19 protein-coding genes are annotated in these 19,828 nt (G+C 57.9%); 16 read left to right on the top strand and 3 right to left on the bottom strand.

What is annotated here, in order from left to right:
• Positions 1–196: 196 nt before the first annotated feature.
• The 15 genes from MTP41_RS06855 (at position 197) to atpC (ending at position 15,185) form a co-directional block, all read left to right on the top strand.
• Complete coding sequence (locus tag MTP41_RS06855; protein WP_249236470.1) at positions 197–1,153, top strand: 3D domain-containing protein; 957 nt, start codon at positions 197–199, stop codon at positions 1,151–1,153.
• Positions 1,154–1,459: 306 nt separating this feature from the next.
• The gene (glgB, locus tag MTP41_RS06850; RefSeq protein WP_249236469.1) at positions 1,460–3,676 is read left to right on the top strand and encodes a 1,4-alpha-glucan branching protein GlgB; all 2,217 of its coding nucleotides are present in this window, start codon (positions 1,460–1,462) and stop codon (positions 3,674–3,676) included.
• A gap of 87 nt (positions 3,677–3,763) precedes the next feature.
• Positions 3,764–4,957, top strand: a complete 1,194-nt coding sequence (locus MTP41_RS06845; RefSeq protein ID WP_097777127.1) for a glucose-1-phosphate adenylyltransferase — start codon at positions 3,764–3,766, stop codon at positions 4,955–4,957.
• Positions 4,951–6,078, top strand: a complete 1,128-nt coding sequence (gene glgD / locus MTP41_RS06840; protein WP_118526553.1) for a glucose-1-phosphate adenylyltransferase subunit GlgD — start codon at positions 4,951–4,953, stop codon at positions 6,076–6,078. The genes MTP41_RS06845 and glgD overlap by 7 nt, the downstream gene beginning before the upstream one ends.
• A 166-nt stretch (positions 6,079–6,244) precedes the next feature.
• Positions 6,245–7,663 (top strand): glycogen synthase, encoded by a 1,419-nt coding sequence (locus MTP41_RS06835; RefSeq protein ID WP_249236468.1) that lies wholly within the window; start codon positions 6,245–6,247, stop codon positions 7,661–7,663.
• A 316-nt stretch (positions 7,664–7,979) separates the two neighbouring features.
• Entirely contained in the window at positions 7,980–8,240 is a 261-nt protein-coding gene (locus tag MTP41_RS06830; protein ID WP_044953278.1) for an AtpZ/AtpI family protein, read from the top strand.
• Between the two features lie 22 nt (positions 8,241–8,262).
• The gene (locus MTP41_RS06825; RefSeq protein WP_005938105.1) at positions 8,263–8,763 is read left to right on the top strand and encodes an ATP synthase subunit I; all 501 of its coding nucleotides are present in this window, start codon (positions 8,263–8,265) and stop codon (positions 8,761–8,763) included.
• A gap of 3 nt (positions 8,764–8,766) precedes the next feature.
• Positions 8,767–9,510: a F0F1 ATP synthase subunit A gene (locus MTP41_RS06820; protein WP_120120561.1), complete on the top strand. Its 744-nt coding sequence runs from the start codon at positions 8,767–8,769 to the stop codon at positions 9,508–9,510.
• 53 nt (positions 9,511–9,563) lie between these two features.
• Positions 9,564–9,845 carry an ATP synthase F0 subunit C gene (atpE, locus tag MTP41_RS06815; protein WP_005930278.1) on the top strand — a complete coding sequence of 94 codons (282 nt, stop codon included), beginning with the start codon at positions 9,564–9,566 and terminating at the stop codon, positions 9,843–9,845.
• A 36-nt stretch (positions 9,846–9,881) separates the two neighbouring features.
• A complete protein-coding gene (atpF, locus tag MTP41_RS06810; protein ID WP_097774383.1) occupies positions 9,882–10,388 on the top strand; it encodes a F0F1 ATP synthase subunit B in 507 nt (168 codons plus the stop codon).
• Positions 10,385–10,924, top strand: a complete 540-nt coding sequence (gene atpH, locus MTP41_RS06805; RefSeq protein ID WP_249236467.1) for an ATP synthase F1 subunit delta — start codon at positions 10,385–10,387, stop codon at positions 10,922–10,924. Before atpF ends, atpH begins: the two co-directional genes overlap by 4 nt.
• Before the next feature lie 51 nt (positions 10,925–10,975).
• Positions 10,976–12,496 carry a F0F1 ATP synthase subunit alpha gene (gene atpA, locus MTP41_RS06800; protein WP_097774385.1) on the top strand — a complete coding sequence of 507 codons (1,521 nt, stop codon included), beginning with the start codon at positions 10,976–10,978 and terminating at the stop codon, positions 12,494–12,496.
• Between the two features lie 17 nt (positions 12,497–12,513).
• Positions 12,514–13,362 (top strand): ATP synthase F1 subunit gamma, encoded by an 849-nt coding sequence (gene atpG, locus MTP41_RS06795; protein ID WP_005938091.1) that lies wholly within the window; start codon positions 12,514–12,516, stop codon positions 13,360–13,362.
• 26 nt (positions 13,363–13,388) lie between these two features.
• Positions 13,389–14,783: a F0F1 ATP synthase subunit beta gene (gene atpD / locus MTP41_RS06790; protein ID WP_005938088.1), complete on the top strand. Its 1,395-nt coding sequence runs from the start codon at positions 13,389–13,391 to the stop codon at positions 14,781–14,783.
• A 3-nt stretch (positions 14,784–14,786) separates the two neighbouring features.
• A complete protein-coding gene (gene atpC, locus MTP41_RS06785) occupies positions 14,787–15,185 on the top strand; it encodes an ATP synthase F1 subunit epsilon (RefSeq protein ID WP_097777132.1) in 399 nt (132 codons plus the stop codon).
• Positions 15,186–15,313: 128 nt separating this feature from the next.
• Here the strand turns inward: atpC and udk are convergent, their stop codons facing one another.
• Positions 15,314–15,943, bottom strand: coding sequence for a uridine kinase (udk, locus tag MTP41_RS06780; RefSeq protein WP_249236466.1), 630 nt, complete (start codon positions 15,941–15,943; stop codon positions 15,314–15,316).
• A 184-nt stretch (positions 15,944–16,127) separates the two neighbouring features.
• Here udk and MTP41_RS06775 point away from each other — a divergent pair, with 184 nt between their 5' ends.
• Positions 16,128–17,747, top strand: coding sequence for a phospholipase D-like domain-containing protein (locus MTP41_RS06775; RefSeq protein ID WP_249236465.1), 1,620 nt, complete (start codon positions 16,128–16,130; stop codon positions 17,745–17,747).
• Positions 17,748–17,860: 113 nt separating this feature from the next.
• Here the strand turns inward: MTP41_RS06775 and MTP41_RS06770 are convergent, their stop codons facing one another.
• Entirely contained in the window at positions 17,861–18,148 is a 288-nt protein-coding gene (locus tag MTP41_RS06770) for a zinc-ribbon domain containing protein (protein ID WP_005921120.1), read from the bottom strand.
• Positions 18,149–18,456: 308 nt separating this feature from the next.
• Positions 18,457–19,653, bottom strand: coding sequence for an acetate/propionate family kinase (locus tag MTP41_RS06765; protein ID WP_097777135.1), 1,197 nt, complete (start codon positions 19,651–19,653; stop codon positions 18,457–18,459).
• Positions 19,654–19,828 lie beyond the last annotated feature (175 nt).

Below are 19,828 nucleotides of genomic sequence, written 5' to 3'. Positions count from 1 at the left end.
GTGGGGCCAGATGGCTTCTGCCCGCCCCGCAGTCCGGGCGGCCGGGGCATGAAAAACATGTCCGCAGCCGCAGCCAATTTTGAAAAGAGAGGAGTTGTCTCGTATCGCTTCCGTAAAATTGAAGAAAGCATTGTCGGACTGCAAGCATGCAGTCTCTCCCCGTGTGCTGGCGTTTTGTGTCATGGTCGTGTGCCTCGTGGCTACACTCAGTGTGACCGCTGCGAATCTGCGGCTGACCTACGTCACAGACTCCAATGGTGCCCGGCAGGTGATCCTCACCTCCGAGACCGACCCTGCACAGGTTATGAACCTTTCCGGCATCCAGTCCGAAGAGGGCGATCAGGTCTATTACACGGCCTACAGCGGCAATCTTGCCGCCCTGAACATTGAGCGCGCATTCTCCGTCAGCATCACTGCCGACGGTCAGGAGTACCCCGTCAAAATGGTGTTCGGCACCGTGGCGGATGCCCTGAAGCGTGCCGGTATCACCCTAGAGGGTGACGACTACACCGAGCCTGCTCTGGACCAGCTGGTGAGCGCAGGTTCCACCATCACGGTGCACCGCGTGGACTACACCGACCGTGTGGAGACGCAGGCCATCCCCTACGATACCGAGTACGTCTACACCAGCCTGTATTTCCGCAATACCGGCCGTACCACCACCGTGCGCCATGGCGCTGAGGGCCAGCAGACCATCACCACCCGCGACCGCTATGTGGACGGCGAGCTGGAAAACAGCATCGTGGTGGATTCTACCACCACTGTGGAGCCCACCAACCATGTCATCAAGACCTATGGCGCAGGCGCGCCGGTCTCCCCGCTGACCGGCCCGGACGGCACCACCAATGCACCCGCCTCTTACAGCAAGGTGCTCACCGGCAAGGCCACCGGCTACTATTCCAAGACCGGCAAGGGTTCTTCCGGTCTGGGTCTGGGCTACGGCACTGTGGCTGTGGACCCGGATGTGATCCCCTACGGTACCAAGCTGTATATCACTTCCACCGACGGCAAGTTCGTGTATGGCTATGCGGTGGCTACCGATACCGGCATTGCCGTGCAGAAGGGCCAGATCCTTGTGGACCTGTTCTACGAGACCTACGCCGAGAGCGTGATCAATGGAGCCATTCAGGTGAACGTCTACGTGGTGGAGTGAGCAGGCCGAAAAGAACCGGGGAAACCGGAACTGAAAATTTTCAACAGAAACAGAGAGCTTCTGTACACCTTCCCTTTGGGAGGGTGCGCAGAGGCTCTTTTTTATTGTCAGATTGGCAGGATTCACCATAAAATTTGTAAAAATTTGGCGGGTATGTATATAAGGAAAAAATATCAACGAAAAGATTATGGTAAATTTTACAGTAAAATGCGGCGAAACTCTTGAAAAAAAGACCAAAATTCTTTAATATAAAAGGGTAAAAAGCTACAGGTGCGCTTTGTGCATCTGTACGGGGAGGAGCAGTCTATGAAACCGACCGAGGAGAAGATCCAAAGCAATGCATCGGACCTGCCGGTGTATCTGTTCAAACAGGGCAATAACTGTGAAGCATACCGCTACTTTGGCGCACACATGGAAACGCGCGCCGGTGAATCGGGCGTGGTGTTCCGCGTGTGGGCACCCCATGCTGTAGCCATCAGCGTGGTGGGCGACTTTAACAGCTGGAAGCCGGGCAGCCATCCGATGCGCAAGGTGGATGGCGATTCCGTATGGGAATTGTTCATCCCGGGCATGAAGGAATATGATGTTTATAAATACTGCGTGACCACCCGTGCAGGTGATCTGGTCTATAAGGCAGATCCCTATGCGTTCCACGCCGAGACCCGCCCGTCCAACGGCAGCAAGGTCTACGATATCAGTGGTTTTGCGTGGCACGATGATGCATGGCAGGCAGCACAGAAAAAGGCTGATGTGATCAACAGCCCGATGAATATTTACGAGATGCACGCCGGCAGCTGGAAGATGAAGGAGGGCGGCAAGCCCTACAATTATTCCGAGCTGGCAGACGAGCTGATCCCGTATATCACAGAGATGGGCTATACCCATGTGGAACTGCTGCCGGTCATGGAATATCCGTTTGACGGCAGCTGGGGCTATCAGGTCACCGGCTATTTTGCACCCACCAGCCGCTACGGCACCCCCAAGGACCTGATGGCCTTTGTGGATAAGCTCCATGCCGCCGGCATCGGTGTGATCATGGACTGGGTGCCTGCTCACTTCCCGAAGGATCAGTTCGGCCTGTACAACTTTGATGGCGAAGCCTGCTACGAGGACCCGAATCCGAAGCGCGGCGAACATAAGGAGTGGGGCACCATGGTGTTCGACTTCGGCCGCAGCGAGGTGCAGAGCTTCCTGATCTCCAGCGCACTGTATTGGCTGGAGCAGTACCATATCGACGGTCTGCGCGTGGACGCGGTGGCATCCATGCTGTATTTGGACTATAACCGCAAGCAGGGCGAGTGGGAGCCGAACAAGGACGGCGGCAAGGAAAATCTGGAGGCTGTTGCTTTCCTGCGCAAGCTGAACGACACCGTGCTGGGCCGTCACCCCCACAAGTACATGATCGCGGAAGAATCCACTGCATGGCCCATGGTCACAAAGCCTGCTTCGGACGGCGGCCTTGGTTTTAACTTCAAGTGGAACATGGGCTGGATGAACGATATGCTCAGCTACATGAAGACCGACCCGCTCTTCCGTGCCGGCAACCACAACAAGGTCACCTTCAGCTTCTTCTATGCGTTCAGCGAGAACTTTGTGCTGCCCATCAGCCACGATGAGGTGGTGCACGGCAAGGGCAGCCTGATCAACAAGATGCCCGGCGAGTACGACGCCAAGTTTGCAAACCTGCGCACCTTCTTTGGCTACATGATGGCCCACCCGGGCAAGAAGCTGCTGTTCATGGGTCAGGAGTTCGGCCAGTTCGCTGAGTGGAACGAGACAAAGCCGCTGGACTGGATGCTGCTGGGCTACGATAAACACACCGAGCTGCAGACCTACGTCAAGACCCTGAACGCCTTCTACAAGGATCACCCCGCCTTCTGGCAGGTGGATTACAGCTGGGAGGGCTTCCAGTGGATCGTGCCGGATGACTCGCAGCAGAGCGTCATCGCTTTCCTGCGCAAGGATACCTCCGGCAAGCAGATCCTTGTGGTGTGCAACTTCAACCCCGTCCTGCGCGAGGGCTATACGCTGGGTGCACCGGTGGCCGGATCCTACAAGGAGATCCTGAACAGCGACGATGCAGAGTTCGGCGGTTCCGGCGCAGTCCACAACAAGGCCGTGCGCACCCACAAAAAGCCGATGCACGGGTTTGAGCAGAGCATCACAATCACCCTGCCGCCCATGAGCACCCTGTATTTTGAAGTGCCCGCCAAGCGCACCCGCAAGGCCGCAGCGGACAAGACCGATAAGGCGGGAAAAAAGACCGCAGCCAAAAAGACAAAGACCGCTGCGGAGGAAGCTGCAGCAAAGGTGGTAAAGAAGCCGGGCCGCAAGCCCAAGGCAGAAGCTGCCGCTGCAGAGGAAAAGCCGGTGAAAAAGACCGCCCGCAAGGCAAAGGCTGAGCCGGAAAAGGCCGAGGAAGCACCCAAAAAGCGCGGCCGCAAGCCCAAGGCAGAGGCAGAACCCAAGGCGGAAAAAGCACCCGCAAAACGCACCCGCAAACCGAAGGAGCCCAAGGAATGACCCGGCTCTTCGGCCGACCCATACCGCACATGTTGACGCTCATTTCCGAACAACGGAAATGTTAATGTTAAAGGGGAGAATAAAGCTATGGCAAAAGAAATTGTGGCAATGATCCTTGCCGGTGGACGTGGCTCGCGCTTGTACGCGCTGACACAGAAAACGGCAAAACCCGCAGTGTCCTTCGGCGGTAAGTACCGCATTGTGGACTTCCCGCTGTCCAACTGCGTGAACTCCAACATCGACACCGTTGGCATCGCGACCCAGTATCAGCCCCAGAAGCTGAACGAGTACATCGGCAACGGCCAGCCCTGGGATCTGGACCGTCTGCACGGCGGCGTGCACACCCTGCCGCCCTACGAGCAGGCAAAGGGCACCGACTGGTACAAGGGCACTGCAAACGCCATCTACCAGAACATCGGCTTCATCGACAGCTACGATCCCGAGTATGTGATCATCCTGTCCGGCGACCAGATCTGCAAGCAGGACTACGCCGACTTCCTGCGCTTCCACAAGGAAAAGGGCGCAGAGTTCTCTGTGGCTGTTATGGAAGTGGACTGGAAGGAAGCCTCCCGCTTCGGCCTGATGGTGGCTGACGAGAACGACCGCATCACCGAGTTCCAGGAGAAGCCCCCGGTACCCAAGTCCAATCTGGCTTCCATGGGCATCTACATCTTCAACTGGGATGTGCTGAAGAAGTATCTGGAAGAGGACGAAGCAGACCCCAACTCCAAGAACGACTTTGGCATGAACATCATCCCCGCCCTGCTGCGCGACGGCCGCAAGATGTACGCCTACCGCTTTGCCGGTTACTGGCGTGACGTGGGCACCATCGACAGCCTGTGGGAAGCCAACATGGAAGTGTTGGACCCCGAAAACTCCGGCATCGATATCTTCGACGAGAAGTGGAAAATCTACAGCCGCAACCCGGTCCTGCCTCCGCAGAAGATCGGCCCCCGCGCTGTGGTGCAGGATTCCCTCATCACCGAGGGCTGCAAGATCTACGGCAATGTACATCACTCTGTGCTGAGCGCAGGCGTTGTTGTGGAAGAGGGCGCTACCGTTGAGGACGCAGTCCTGATGGATGGCGTTGTGGTCAAGGCTGGTGCTGTTGTCAAGCGCTGCATCCTGGCGGAGGATGTTGTGGTCGGTGCAGGTGCACGAGTGGGCGGCGATGGCCCCATTGCCCATGTGGGCACCGGCCTGACCGTCGGCGCAGGCGCAACCGTCAAGGAAGGTGCCAAAGTCTTTGAATCCGTCAAGGAGGGTATGGAAGTATGCTGAGCCAGAACACCAATGCGTTGGGTATTATTTTCCCCAACAGTTATGATAATACCGTCCCCGAGCTGGTGACCGAGCGCGCAATGGCTTCGATCCCCTTCGCGGGCCGCTACCGTATGGTGGACTTTGTTCTGTCCAGCATGGCAAACTGCGGTATCTCCAATGTCTCCATCGTGGTGCGCAAGAACTACCACTCCCTGATGGATCATCTGGGCACCGGCCGTGAGTGGGATATGGCCCGCCGTCACGGCGGCCTGAACATCGTGCCGCCTTTCGCTGAGAAGGGCGTGCGCATCTATTCCGGCCGTGTGGAAGCTCTGGGCTCCATCATGAACTTCCTGGAGAACCAGAAGGAAAAGTACGTGGTCATGAGCGATGCCAACGTTGCCCTGAACTACGACTTCAACGCTCTGCTGGCTGCTCATCAGGCAAGCGGTGCCGATGTGACCATCGCTTACCAGAAGACCGAGATCCCCGAGGGCCGCAAGAATGACAACTACACCCTGACCGTTGATGCCGACGGCCGTGTGACCGAGCTGCTGTTCAACGATTACCGCCCCGGCGTGCAGAACCTTGACCTGAACATCTATGTTCTGGAGCGCGAGACCCTGCTCAAGCTGGTCCGGGATGCGACCTCCCGCGGCCTGATCTACTTCGAGCGCGATATTCTGGCCCACAATGTCAACATCCTGAACATCCACGCTCTGGAGTACACCGGCTATGTTGCACATGTCTGTGACATGAAGAGCTACTTCGACGAGAACCTCAAGCTGACCGATGACGAGAATCTGGAAAAGCTGTTCCCCAAGAAGAGCCCGGTCTACACCAAGATCCGCGACGACAACCCCACCCGCTATGTGCCGGGCTGCAAGGTGACCGACTCCATTCTGGCCGACGGCTGCGTGATCGAGGGCACGGTGGAGAACTGTGTGCTGTTCCGCGGCGTCAAGGTCAAGAAGGGTGCCGTCGTCAAGAACTGCGTGCTCATGCAGGACACCGTTGTGGAAGCCAATGCTGAGCTGGACTGCGTTGTTACCGATAAGAACGTGAAGATCACCGCCGGCAAGAAGCTGTCCGGCACCGAGAGCTTCCCGGTGTACGTGCAGAAGAACCACACCGTCTGATTTTACTGAGTTATCCATAGGGGCGGCTTCCTCCCCGGTAGCCCCTCTTGAGAGGGGCGGGGGCATCTGTGTGCCCCCGCCTGCTCTTTTGTAAAAATGGTTCGTGCTGCCTGCAAGGGCGGTGGGGGAGAACGAAAATATCCCACTATATGGAAGGAGCGATCCTATGAGAATCCTGTATGCTGCTTCGGAAGCTGCCCCTTTTGCAAAGTCCGGCGGTCTGGCCGACGTTGCGGGTGCCCTGCCCAAGGCTCTGGTCAAGGACGGCGTGGATGCCCGCGTCATCATGCCCCTGTACGGCGATTTGAAGTTCCGTGATACGCTGGAGTACGTGACCAATTATTCCGTCCCCGTGGGCTGGCGCAGCCAGTACTGCGGCCTGTTCAAGACCGAGCGGAACGGCGTGACCTACTACTTCCTGGACAACGAGTATTACTTCAAGCGCCGCGGCCTGTACGGCTTCTACGATGACGGCGAGCGTTTCGCCTTCTTCTCCCGCGCCGTTTTAGAGACCCTGTTCTACATCGATTTCACCCCCGATATCATCAACTGCAACGACTGGCAGACCGCTCTGGTGCCGGTGTACCTGAACCTGTACTATCGCCATCTGGATAAGTTCAACCGCATCAAGACCATCTTCACCATCCATAATATTGCTTATCAGGGCAAGTACGGCACCGACATTCTGGAGGACACCTGCGGCATCGGCCGCCGCGACCAGCATATCGTGGAGTACGATGGCTGCGCAAACTTCATGAAGGGTGCTTTCGAGACTGCCGATAAGATCACCACTGTCAGCCCCACCTATGCCATGGAGATCCTCGACCCGTGGTTCAGCTATGGTCTGGACGCCCTGCTGCGGGAGAAGCAGTACAAGCTGTGCGGCATCCTGAACGGCATCGATACCGATTCCAACGATCCCGCTACGGATAAGAACATCCCCTTCAACTACGACATCACCAATTTTGAAGAGGGTAAGGCAAAGTGCAAGGAAGCCCTGCAGGATAAGTTCGGCCTGCACAAGGACGGCAGCCCCGTCTTTGCCATGGTCAGCCGCATGGTCGGCATGAAGGGCTTTGATCTGGTGCAGAGCATCGCCGATGGTCTGGTGGATCGCGGCATCGAGCTGGTCGTTCTGGGCAGCGGCGAGAGCCAGTACGAGAACTTCTTCTCCGACCTGTGCGCACGCCATCCGGGCCGCGTTGGCACCTACATCGGCTTCGAGCCGGCCCTGTCGCAGGAAATCTACGCAGGCGCAGATGCCTTCATCATGCCTTCCAAGAGCGAGCCCTGCGGTCTGGCACAGATGGTGGCCTGCCGCTACGGCACGCCTCCCATCGTCCGCGAGACCGGCGGTCTGCGCGACTCCATCCACGACAGCACCATGGGCGAGGGCAACGGCTTTACCTTTGCGGGCTACAATGCCCACGAGCTGTATGTGGCCTGCTGCAACGCACAGAATGCTTACTATGACAAGGAGAACTGGAAGAACCTCGTGCACCACTGCATGGAGTGCGATTTCAGCTGGGATGTCTCCGCCAAGAGCTACGAGGGCCTGTACAACGAGACGGCAAACCTCTGGTAATGTCCTGAAAACTGCATAACAGCTGCCGCCCGGTTCCCAAAGAGCCGGGCGGCTTTTTGCATTCTGCACAACAGATCCATCAAACTTTTGGTATTGATGTGCCCGCAGACGCACAAACTCCATACAGGGCGTACAGTTACGACATTAGTGTGAACAAACTATGAAATTTTGCTAGAAAACAGTGGAAAATTGATTGAAAAAACGAACGGTTTGAATTATACTATCGTTATAAGATTTTTTGCTGACTGCAAATCCTTGGCAAAGAATCCAGAATCTGGCTTTTGCAAAGGCACATCACACAGGGAGGAAACGCAGGTTGAAGGGCTGGTATAAGGCACTGGAGGATCTTGTCTGGCTGACCCAGCTGGGCCTGAATATGCTGCTGCCGCTGGTCATGTGTCTGGGCGGTGCATGGTGGGCGGTGAACAACTGGAGCTGGCCGGAATGGGTGTTCCTGCCGGCCATCCTGCTGGGGCTTGCTGCCGGGGCACAGAACTTCTGGTATTTTGCAAAGGAACACATGGACCGCACCAAAAAGGAAAAACCAAAGCGGGTGGGGTTCAACTCGCATCAGTAAACTTAACAGGAGGTTTCCCTTTATGAAACTGCAGCCGGAATCCAAAAAGGAGCTGACCCGCATTGCCTGCGGCACGGCCATCTGTACCGCCGTCATGTGGGTGATCTTTGCAGCTCTGCACCTGGTTGGCTGGGTGAAATTTGACTATACCGTTGTTCTGGGCAGTCTCATCGGCGCGGCCGTGGCCATAGGCAACTTTGCGGGCATCTGCCTCGTATGCCAGAAGGTCATCGACGAGCAGGATGAGAAACGGCGCAAAGCGACATTGCAGGCTTCCTACAATGTCCGGATGCTTTTGCAGGCGGTGTGGATCATCGTTGCCATCGGGGCACCGGTGTTCCAGCCGTTTGCCGGTGTTCTGCCGCTGCTTTTCCCGCGTGTTACAATTTACTATCTGCAAATAACCGGCAAGTACAAGCCTCTTGCACCGGCCGGGCCTTCGGTGGATGTCTCTGTGGAGGATGACCCCGAACCCGCACCGGAGCCGGAAGCTGAACCCCGTGACGAAGGGGGTGAAACGTAACAAATGGAACTGAACGGCGCAAAGATCCTGTATACCATCCATACTGACATTCCCGTTCTGGGCGATTTCAAGATCACCCAGACCCTGGTCAGTACCTGGATCGTCATGGCGCTGCTTTCGGGTTTTGCCATCTGGCTGGGCAGCAACCTCAAGCTGGAAAATGTCTCAAAGCGGCAGGCCGCCGCCGAGTTCATCGTAGAACGGCTGGACCAGTTCGTGCACGACAACATGGGCTATCACTTTGATCAGTATATCCCGCTCATCGGCGCGATCTTCGCTCTGAGCATCGGCTGCAACCTCATCAGTGTCATCGGCCTGTGGAGCCCCACAGCCGACCTGAACACCGAGGCGGCGTGGGCCATTGTGGTGTTCGTGCTGATCATGTACTACAAGATCAAGACCAACGGCATCCTTTCCTACCTGAAAGGTCTTTTGGACCCCATCTTCATCATGGCACCCATCAATGTGCTGTCGGAGGTTTCCACCCCCGTCAGTATGGCGTTCCGTCACTTTGGCAATATCTTGTCCGGTACGGTCATCTCCACACTGCTGTACTGGGCGCTGGCAAGCCTGAGCCACGTCATTTTCGGCTGGCTGCCGGGTGCCTTGAGCCAGATCCAGCTGTTCCAGATCGGCATCCCGGCCTTTACGGGCCTGTATTTCGACTGGTTCGGCGGCTGTATTCAGGCGTTCATCTTCTGTACCCTGACCGCAATTTTCATCAAACGTGCTGCCGGTGAGGACTAAACCCTCACAACGGCATCTCCCAAAACAAAAAACTTTTTTGGAGGACAAATCTTATGACTGACTTTCAGTACCTCGCTCGTGGTATCGCTCTGGCAGGCTGCGGCATCGGCGCAGGCTGTGCACTGATCGCAGGTATCGGCCCCGGTATCGGCGAAGGCAACGCAGCAGCTGCTGCCTGTGAAGCTGTGGGCCGTCAGCCCGAGTGCAAGAGCGACGTTACCAGCACCCTGATCCTGGGCGTTGCACTTTCCGAGACCACCGGTATTTACGGCTTCGTCACCGGCCTGCTGCTGATCTTCCTGGCACCCGGTATGTTCATGAAGTTCCTGGCATAAGCGGAACCTTTTACAAAATAACGAAAGGAGACGCTTATGGAACTGTACCAGGCGTTGATCACGCTGGACGGCTGGACCTTTCTGGCCCAGATCTGCAACCTGATGATCCAGCTGTTCATCTTCAAAAAGTTCCTGCTGAATCCGGTCAAAAACGTGATCGCAGAGCGCAAGGCGAAGGCAGACAGCCAGATCGCCGATGCCACCAAGCTGCGCACCGAAGCCGAAGCCATGAAGGCAGAGTACGAGCAGAACCTGCAGAATGCCCGCGCCGAGGCCAACGAGATCGTTGCCAATGCGCAGAAGACGGCCACCGCCCGCGGCGAAGAGATCGTGGGCGAGGCCCGCGCGCAGGCTGCTGCCCTCAAGCAGAAGGCCGAAGCCGACATTGCGCAGGAGCGCAAGAAGGCCGTGAACGAGGTCAAGGACGAGATCGGCGGCATCGCCATGGAGATCGCCTCCAAGGTGGTGGAGCGTGAGATCAGCGAGAAGGACCACAAGGATCTGATCGACGAATTTATCAAAAATGTGGGTGAAGCATCATGACCGAGACTGCAAGGATGTACGGCGGAAGTCTGTACGATCTGGCGGCGGAGGAAGGGCTGGAGGCCCGCATTCTGGGTGAGCTGGACGAAGCCGTGGCGCTTTTTAAGGCAAACCCGGACTACCTGCATCTGCTCAGCACCCCCAGCATCCCCAAAAAGGAGCGCTGCGGCCTGCTGGATGAAGCACTGCGGGATCAGGTCCACCTCTATGTGCTGAACTTTTTGAAGATCCTGTGCGAGAAGGGCACCCTGCGGGAGCTGTCCGGCTGTGCACGGGCTTACCGTGTGCGCTACAATCAGGCACACGGTATTCTGGAAGCAACGGCGACCACTGCAGTGGCAATGACGGAGCAGCAGGCAAAGAGCCTGCACGAAAAGCTGGAAAAGCTCACCGGCAAGACCATCGACCTGAAAACAAAGGTCAATCCGGCAGTGCTGGGCGGCATCCGGCTGGACATCGAAGGCACCGAGCTGGACGGCACGGTGCAGAACCGTCTGTCCGCCCTGCGCAGGGATATTGCTTCCGTGACACTGTGATCGAATTTCCACCCGAAAGATTTTTAAGAATTGAGTGGTGAACAAACAAAGATGCAACTGAAACCTGAAGAGATCTCCAAGATCATCCGTGCGCAGATCAAGCATTACGAAAATGCCATCGAGCAGAGCGAGACCGGCACGGTCATTATGGTGGGCGACGGCATCGCCCGCGCCAGTGGTCTGGAAAAGTGCATGGCAGGTGAGCTGCTTCAGTTTGATAACGGCGAATACGGCATGGCCCAGAATCTGGAGGAGAACACCGTCTCCATCGTTCTGCTGGGCTCCGACGTCGGCATCAAGGAAGGCAGCACTGTCAAGCGCACCGGCAAGGTGGTGTCCGTGCCGGTGGGCGAAGCCATGATCGGCCGCGTGGTCAACGCGCTGGGCCAGCCCATCGACGGCGCAGGCCCCATCGAGACCACCGAGTTCCGCGCCATTGAAAGCCGCGCTCCCGGCATCATCGACCGTCAGCCGGTCAAGGAGCCGCTGCAGACCGGCATCAAGGCCATCGACTCCATGATCCCCATTGGCCGCGGCCAGCGCGAGCTGATCATCGGCGACCGCCAGACCGGCAAGACCACCATCGCCTCCGATACTATCATCAACCAGAAGGGCAAGGACGTCATCTGCATTTACGTTGCCATCGGCCAGAAGCGCTCTACCGTGGCAAACCTTGTGCAGAGTCTGACCGAGGCCGGTGCTATGGGCTACACCATCGTGGTGTCCGCAACGGCATCCGAGCTTTCGCCCCTGCAGTATATCGCACCCTACTCCGGCTGTGCCATGGGCGAATATTTCATGCATCAGGGCAAGCACGTCCTCATCATCTACGACGACCTGTCCAAGCACGCCGTGGCCTACCGTGCACTGTCGCTGCTGATCCGCCGTCCCCCGGGACGTGAGGCTTACCCCGGCGACGTGTTCTATCTGCACTCCCGTCTGCTGGAACGCGCGGCCAAGCTCTCCAATGAGCTGGGCGGCGGCAGCCTGACGGCTCTGCCCATCATCGAGACGCAGGCGGGCGATGTTTCCGCCTACATCCCCACGAATGTCATTTCCATCACCGATGGTCAGATCTTCCTGGAGACGGAGCTGTTCCACTCCGGTGTCATGCCGGCAGTCAACCCCGGCATCTCGGTGTCCCGCGTGGGCGGCAATGCCCAGATCAAGGCCATGAAGAAGGTCGCCGGCACTCTGAAGCTGATCTACTCCCAGTACCGCGAACTGCAGAGCTTTGCACAGTTCGGTTCCGATCTGGATGCCGACACCAAGGCCCGCCTTGCACAGGGCGAGCGCATCGTGGAAGTGCTCAAGCAGAACCGCTCCGCTCCCGTGCCTGTGGAAAAGCAGGTGGCCATCCTGTATGCGACCATTCACGATCACCTTGTGAAGGTCAAGGTGCCGGACGTGGCCGAGTATGAGAAGGGCCTGTACGAATATCTGGACAACAATGCTGCGGGAGCCGCCGTCATGGAGACCATCCGCACCACCGGCAATCTGGATAAGGACACTGAGGAGCAGCTTAAGAGCGTGCTCACAGCCTATACCGACAGCTTCGTCAAGGCGCACTAAGGAAGGAGGCGTAACGCATGGCTGGTTCCATGAAGGACATCAAGCTGCGCATCAAAAGCGTAGAGAGCACCATGCAGATCACCAAGGCAATGGAACTGGTGGCTTCCTCCAAAATGCGCCGCGCCAAGGAACGGGTGGAGCACAGCCGCCCCTACTTTGAAACGCTGCATGAGACTTTGACCAAGATCGCCGCGGCCGACCCCCGCGCCCGCAACCCCTACCTGCGCCGTGACGAAGTGAAGCGCACCCTGCTCATCGTCATTGCAGGCGACCGCGGCCTTGCCGGTGGATACAATTCCAACGTGCTCAAGCAGGCCGGGGCCGAAGAAGGCGAGGTGCTGGTGCTGCCCATCGGCAAGCGCTCGGCAGAGTATTTCGTCCATCACGAGGTGCCTCTGTTCACGCAGGAAGTGCTGCTGGCGGCAGATGTCTCGGTGGGCGAGTGCTTCCAGCTGTCCCGCCAGATCACGGAAGGATATCTCAAGGGCGAGTACGATGCGGTAAAGATCTGCTACACCCGGTTCGATTCCATGATGACCCAGACCGCAGCCACCATGGAGGTGCTGCCGCTGTCCATCGAGCCCACCGAGCAGCAGAAGGCGGATGCCCGCCGCAGCCAGATCCTGTACAAGCCCAGCAGCGAGGAAGTATTCAGCGCGATCATCCCGGAGTATGTGGCAGGCATCGTCTACGGTGCCGTGTGCGAGAGCGTAGCCAGTGAGTTGGCAGCCCGCCGCACTGCCATGGATGCCGCCACCAAGAACGCCGGTGAGATGATCGACCATTTGAATCTGTATTATAACCGTGCCCGTCAGGCTGCCATCACGCAGGAGATCACCGAGATCGTGGCCGGCGCGGAGATTTAAAACCTATCAAAAAGGAGTTGTAGCCTATGTCCGAAAAACATATCGGCAAGGTGCTCCAGGTCATCGGCCCGGTGCTGGACATCCAGTTTGAGGATGGCCAGCTGCCGGAGCTGCTCAACGCCATCGAGATCGACAACCACGGCGAAAAGCTGGTGGTCGAGGTGGCACAGCACACCGGCGATAACGTGGTGCGCTGCATTGCAATGAACAGCACCGATGGTCTGGTGCGCGGCACCGAAGCCGTGGATACCGGCGAACCCATCAAAGTGCCCGTGGGCGACCAGTGTCTGGGCCGCGTGTTCAACCTGCTGGGTGAGCCCGTGGACAACAAGCCCGCCCCGGCCCCGGAGGCCTACTGGCCCATCCACCGCCCTGCTCCCAGCTACGAGGAGCAGCAGTCCACCACCGAGATCCTCGAGACCGGCATCAAGGTCGTGGACCTGATCTGCCCCTACGCAAAGGGCGGCAAGATCGGTCTGTTCGGCGGTGCAGGCGTCGGCAAGACGGTCCTGATCCAGGAGCTGATCTATAACATCGCCACCGAGCACAACGGCTACTCGGTGTTCACCGGCGTTGGCGAGCGCACCCGTGAGGGCAATGACCTGTACGGCGAAATGACCGAGAGCGGCGTTATCAACAAGACTGCGCTGGTCTATGGCCAGATGAACGAACCCCCGGGAGCCCGTATGCGCGTGGCATTGTCCGGCCTGACCATGGCAGAGTATTTCCGCGATGTGAAGAATCAGGATGTGCTGCTCTTCATCGATAACATCTTCCGCTTCACGCAGGCAGGCTCTGAGGTGTCCGCACTGCTGGGCCGTATGCCCTCCGCTGTTGGCTACCAGCCCACGCTGGCCACCGAGATGGGCGCTCTGCAGGAGCGCATCACCTCCACCCGCAAGGGCTCCATCACCTCGGTGCAGGCCGTCTACGTGCCCGCCGACGACCTGACCGACCCGGCCCCTGCCACCACCTTTACCCATCTGGATGCCACCACGGTCCTGAGCCGTGATATCGCTTCGCAGGGCATCTATCCCGCTGTGGACCCGCTGGATTCCACCAGCCGCATCCTCAGCCCGGAGGTCGTGGGTCAGGAGCACTACGAGATCGCCCGCGCCGTCCAGAAGGTGCTGCAGCGCTACAAGGAGCTGCAGGACATCATTGCCATCATGGGCATGGACGAGCTGAGCGAGGAAGACAAGCGCACGGTCAGCCGCGCCCGCAAGGTACAGCGCTTCCTGAGCCAGAGCTTCCACGTGGCAGAGCAGTTCACCGGTATGCCCGGCCAGTATGTGCCGCTCAAGGAGACCCTGCGCGGCTTCAAGATGATCCTGAACGGCGAGTGCGACGAGCTGCCCGAGAGCGCATTCCTGTTCGCGGGCACCATCGATGACGTGTTCGCAAAAGCGAAGAAAGGGTAAACCATGACGACCTTTCATCTGACGGTGGTCACGCCGGACGGCTGCGCCTTTGACGGGCAGGCCGAGCGCATCGTCTGCCGCGCCATTGACGGCGATCTGGCCATCCTTGCCAAACACGGGGATTACTGCACCGCGCTGGGCATGGGCGAAGCCCATATCGTGGATGCCGAGGGCCAGCGCCGCCGCGCCGCCTGCATGGGCGGGCTGCTGAGCGTGCTGGATGGCGAAGTGCGTCTGGTCGCCACCACATGGGAGTGGGCCGAGGAGATCGATCAGGCCCGCGCCGAGGCTTCCAAGAAGCGCGCGGAGGAGATCCTTGCGCAGAAGAACCTCGCTCAGCGGGACTACGAGCTGGCTCAGGCGCGTCTCAAGCGCGCACTGGTGCGTACCTCTATCCACTGAGATAAGAAAAAAGGAGCCATTGCACAAACTGTGCGGTGGCTCCTTTTGCGTGCATGATGAAATTAAAAATAAGATTTCCGCTGAATATGCCCAGAGCGAATGCGGAGGGCATTTAAATCGTAAAGACGTTACATCATATTTGCCTTCTCGATCAGGCTGCGAATGTGGTGAGCCAGCATTTCAATGGCGGTGGTGTTCTCGCCGCCGTTGGGTACAATGATGTCTGCGTTGCGCTTGCTAGGCTCCACAAAGGCCTCGTGCATGGGCTTGACGGTAGTCAGGTACTGCTCGATCACGCTGTCCAGACTGCGGCCGCGCTCCTTCACGTCGCGTACCAGACGGCGCAGGATGCGCTCGTCGGCGTCGGTGTCCACATAGATCTTGTAGTCGAACAGGGCGCACAGCTCCGGTTCCACAAAGGGCAGGATGCCTTCCACGATCAGCACCGGTGCGGGCTCGATGTGCTGCACCTTGTCGCTGCGGTTGTGGTTGGAGTAGTCATACACCGGGCAGTCGATGGCGCGGCCTGCCTTCAGCTCCTGCAGATGGTAGATCAGCAAGGCGTTGTCAAAAGCATCCGGATGGTCGTAGTTCAGCTTGCAGCGCTCCTCAAAGGGCAGCTCGTCGTGGCGCTTGTAATAGCTGTCGTGGGAGATCAGGCGCACTTCATCCTCGCCAAAACGCTCCTTCAGCCGCAGAGCAAGGGTGGTCTTGCCGCTGCCGGAGCCGCCTGCAATGCCAATGATCAGATTATTCATAGGGGTCCCTCCTACATCATCCTGCCGCTTTGGGTGGAAAAAAGGGCAGGAATGGATTATAATAGGTACAAAGCTGCCTGTCCGGGACACAGCGCCGGGCGGGCTTGTTCCTGTACATCATAACACAAACCGGCACATTTTTACAGCCCCAGGGCTGCAAATGTGCGAGATAAGGGAAAATGCCATGCAGAAAAAACAATTTCAGCAAAATATGAAGGACAAGGTCCGGGTGTTTGAGGATGGCGGCATCCGCCTGCTCAAACGGGGACAGAAGGGCGTGGTACACGCTATTTTCAGCCGTTTTGGTCTGGTGCTGGTTCTGCTGCTTTTACAGGCGTTCGCGCTGTTCAGCCTGCTGCAGTGGTTCGGCGAGCTGCTGCCGCATTATTTTGGCGGCACCCTGCTGGTAACAGCGGCAATGATGGTCTATCTGCTCAATCAGGACATGGACAACAGCGTGCGCATTACATGGCTGGTGGTCACGGCGCTGATGCCGGTGCTGGGCGTGCCGCTGTTCTGGTACACCAAAAGTGATGTGGGCCACAATGCCCTGAAGCGCCGCCTGCTGGATCTGGAGGGCCGGACCCGCGCCCAGCTGCCGCAGAATGAGCAGACCGTGGAGCTTTTGCAGGAGCAGGCACCCGAAGCGATGCCGCTGGCACGGTATCTGCGGGGCAAGGGCGGCGGCTTTCCGGTCTATGCCGACACGGTGGCCACCTACTTCAACGGCGGCGAAGCTATGTTCGATGAAATGCTGCGCCAGCTGGAAACGGCAAAAAAATACATCTTTCTGGAATATTTCATCGTGGATGAAGGCCTGATGTGGGGCCGCATTCTGGAAGTGCTGGCCCGCAAGGCGGCGCAGGGGGTGGATGTGCGTGTGATGTATGACGGCACCTGCGAGTTTTCCACCCTGCCGCGGGATTACCCCAGCCGGCTGGAAGCGCTGGGCATCCAGTGCAAGGTGTTCTCGCCGGTCACGCCCTTCGTTTCCACCCACTACAACTACCGCGACCACCGCAAAATTCTGGTCATTGATGGCCAGGTGGGCTTTACCGGCGGCGTGAATCTGGCAGATGAGTACATCAACCACATAGAAAAGTATGGCCGCTGGAAGGACTCGGCCCTGATGCTGGAAGGCGAAGGTGTGCGCTCCATGACGGCGCTGTTTTTGCAGATGTGGAGCATCCAGCGCCAGCCAGAGTTTGAGCAGTTCCTGTCCGATCCCATCCCGGCGGCAGCAAACGCCAAGGGCTTTGTGGTGCCCTACGGAGACTGCCCGCTGGACGGTGAGCGGGTGGGCGAAATGGTGTACATGGATATGCTCAACCGCGCCCGGAAGTATGTGCATATCATCACGCCGTATCTGATTTTAGACGGCGAGCTGGAAACGGCCCTGCGCTTTGCGGCAGAGCGCGGTGTGGATGTGCACCTGATCCTGCCCGGCAAGCCGGATAAGTGGTTCGTTTATGCACTGGCCAAGACCCACTACAAGGCGCTGATTTCTTCGGGTGTGAAGATCAGCGAGTGGCAGCCCGGCTTTACCCATGCGAAGATTGTGATCGCCGACGGCGTGGAAGCTGTGGCGGGCACCATCAATCTGGACTACCGCAGCCTGTACCATCACTTTGAAAACGCGGTCTGGATGCGAGGCACCGACTGCATTGCCAACATGGAAGCGGATTTTCAGGATACGCTCACCCGGTGCCGCAGGGTGGAGCAGACGAGAGAAAGCATTTGGCAGGGCAAAAAGCTGCTGCATCTGGCGGGCATCCTGCTCAAGTTTATTGCGCCGCTGGTGTGAAAGACTTCCTCCGTCATGGCTGCGTAAGCAGACAGGAGAAGCTCTGAATACAAAAAGGCCCGCTGCCTTTCGACAGCGGGCCTTTTGTTACCGATTTAAATAAAAATTAGCGCTTAGTTCTGCTTCATGCGAGCGAAGCAGTCAGAGCAGTAGACCGGACGGTCCTCACGGGGCTGGAAGGGAACCTTGCAAGCCTTGCCGCAAGCTGCGCAGACAGCATCGAACATCTGACGCTCACCGCTGTTGCTGCGTGCGCCGCCGTTCTTGCGGGCATCACGGCAGGGCTTGCAGCGCTGGGGCTGATTCTCGAAGCCGCGAGATGCGTAGAACTCCTGCTCACCAGCAGTCCAAACAAATTCCTTACCGCAGTCCTTGCAGACCAGAGTCTTGTCTTCAAACATAGTAGTATCTCCTCTTTAGTTAGTTCTTGCCCACGGAAGGATTGTAACCATACCTTTGGTTTTGGGACCATCGCGCTGATCAGTAAGCTTACCAGGGGCTTGAATGAATGGACGTCCTCCAATTGAGGACTTTTCTATTGTACCGTTCTTTTTGAAATTTGTCAACCAAAAAACAACCATTCGCCTTGCTATTTGTATAGATAGCACAATCCGACAGGGCTGATTTGGGTAAAATAACTGCCGGAAGATGAAAAAGGGGCTGCCGCACATTCCGTGCAGCAGCCCCTGCAAAGCCCTTTGGAAAACGGTTACTTCTCGACGACTTCCTTGGTGTCGCGGGCGATCATCAGCTCCTCGTCGGTAGCAATGACCAGAGTGCGCACCTTTGCGCCCCAGGCAGTGATCTCGCACACATCGCCCACGGGGTGCTTGTTCTTCTCGGTATCGATGCGGATGCCCAGCCAATCCATGTGGTGGCAGACCTTTGCACGGGCAATTGCGTCGTGCTCGCCGATGCCGCCGGTGAAGACGATGGCATCCACGCCGCCCATTGCAGCGATGTAAGCGCCAACGGTCTTCTTGATCTGGTAGTTCAGCATGTCGGAAGCCAGCTGTGCGCGCTTGTTGCCGGCAGCAGCTGCCTCTTCCACGTCACGCTTGTCGCTGGAAACACCGGAGATGCCCAGCAGGCCGGACTTCTTGTTCAGAATCTCGTCCAGCTCGTGGCCGGTGATGTTCAGGGTGTACTTCAGGTAGTTGACCACAGAGGGGTCCAGGTCGCCGCAGCGGGTGCCCATCATCAGGCCGGCCAGCGGGGTCATGCCCATGGAGGTGTCCACGACCTTGCCCTGATCCACAGCGGCAATGGAGGAACCGTTGCCCAGATGGCAGGTGATCAGCTTCAGGCGCTCAATGGGCTCTTCCAGATACTCGGCAGCCTTGTGGGCAACGTACTTGTGGCTGGTGCCGTGGAAGCCGTAGCGGCGCACGCCGTACTTCTCGTAGTACTCATACGGAATGGCGTACATATAAGCCTTCGGAGGCATGGTGCTGTGGAAAGCGGTATCGAACACAGCCACCATGGGGATGTTGCCGAACACCTTGCGTGCGGCCTCGATGCCCAGAATGCCGGCGGGGTTGTGCAGGGGAGCCAGAGGGCTCAGCTCGCGGATGGTCTCGATGACCTCGTCGGTGATCAGGCAGCTCTCCTTGAACTTCTCGCCGCCGTGCACGACACGGTGACCGATGGCATCGATCTCGCTGACGTCGTTGATGCACTTGCCTTCGCCGGTGGTCATCTTCTTCACGACCTCGGCAAAAGCCTCGGTGTGGGTGGGGAAGATGGCGGGTGTGGTGGCCTTGTGGCCGTTGGCCTCGTGGGTGATCATGCTGCTTTCCATGCCAATGCGCTCGCACAGGCCCTTGCACAGCACCTTCTCGCCGTCCATATCGATCAGCTGATACTTCAGGGAAGAAGAGCCGCAGTTAATAACCAGAACTTTCATCTGTGTTGCCTCCTGTATGTTTTTGGTCTGCCCTCTTTTTAAACCTGAGGACAGAATTTTACAGATTCCTGTGTTTATTATATAATAGGGTGGGCGGCTTTTCAAGCCGCAACCCGGGCAAAGCGGTAAAGCTTGTGTACAAGGTTTTTGTACATCCTGCCCACAAATGCGCAAA

It is taken from the genome of Faecalibacterium sp. I4-3-84 (genome assembly GCF_023347255.1).
Classification (GTDB): Bacteria; Bacillota; Clostridia; order Oscillospirales; family Ruminococcaceae; genus Faecalibacterium; species Faecalibacterium taiwanense.
This window is presented reverse-complemented; position numbering and strand designations above follow the sequence as displayed.

Excerpts from the sequence above, each read along its gene's own strand:
- MTP41_RS06765 (WP_097777135.1), bottom strand. The coding sequence starts at position 19,653 with ATGAAAGTTCTGGTTATTAACTGCGGCTCTTCTTCCCTGAAGTATCAG.
- atpA (WP_097774385.1), top strand. The coding sequence starts at position 10,976 with ATGCAACTGAAACCTGAAGAGATCTCCAAGATCATCCGTGCGCAGATC.
- glgB (WP_249236469.1), top strand. The coding sequence starts at position 1,460 with ATGAAACCGACCGAGGAGAAGATCCAAAGCAATGCATCGGACCTGCCG.
- atpC (WP_097777132.1), top strand. The coding sequence starts at position 14,787 with ATGACGACCTTTCATCTGACGGTGGTCACGCCGGACGGCTGCGCCTTT.
- glgD (WP_118526553.1), top strand. The coding sequence starts at position 4,951 with ATGCTGAGCCAGAACACCAATGCGTTGGGTATTATTTTCCCCAACAGT.
- atpF (WP_097774383.1), top strand. The coding sequence starts at position 9,882 with ATGGAACTGTACCAGGCGTTGATCACGCTGGACGGCTGGACCTTTCTG.
- atpG (WP_005938091.1), top strand. The coding sequence starts at position 12,514 with ATGGCTGGTTCCATGAAGGACATCAAGCTGCGCATCAAAAGCGTAGAG.
- MTP41_RS06775 (WP_249236465.1), top strand. The coding sequence starts at position 16,128 with ATGCAGAAAAAACAATTTCAGCAAAATATGAAGGACAAGGTCCGGGTG.
- atpD (WP_005938088.1), top strand. The coding sequence starts at position 13,389 with ATGTCCGAAAAACATATCGGCAAGGTGCTCCAGGTCATCGGCCCGGTG.
- atpE (WP_005930278.1), top strand. The coding sequence starts at position 9,564 with ATGACTGACTTTCAGTACCTCGCTCGTGGTATCGCTCTGGCAGGCTGC.
- atpH (WP_249236467.1), top strand. The coding sequence starts at position 10,385 with ATGACCGAGACTGCAAGGATGTACGGCGGAAGTCTGTACGATCTGGCG.
- MTP41_RS06835 (WP_249236468.1), top strand. The coding sequence starts at position 6,245 with ATGAGAATCCTGTATGCTGCTTCGGAAGCTGCCCCTTTTGCAAAGTCC.
- MTP41_RS06770 (WP_005921120.1), bottom strand. The coding sequence starts at position 18,148 with ATGTTTGAAGACAAGACTCTGGTCTGCAAGGACTGCGGTAAGGAATTT.
- udk (WP_249236466.1), bottom strand. The coding sequence starts at position 15,943 with ATGAATAATCTGATCATTGGCATTGCAGGCGGCTCCGGCAGCGGCAAG.
- MTP41_RS06845 (WP_097777127.1), top strand. The coding sequence starts at position 3,764 with ATGGCAAAAGAAATTGTGGCAATGATCCTTGCCGGTGGACGTGGCTCG.
- MTP41_RS06825 (WP_005938105.1), top strand. The coding sequence starts at position 8,263 with ATGAAACTGCAGCCGGAATCCAAAAAGGAGCTGACCCGCATTGCCTGC.
- MTP41_RS06820 (WP_120120561.1), top strand. The coding sequence starts at position 8,767 with ATGGAACTGAACGGCGCAAAGATCCTGTATACCATCCATACTGACATT.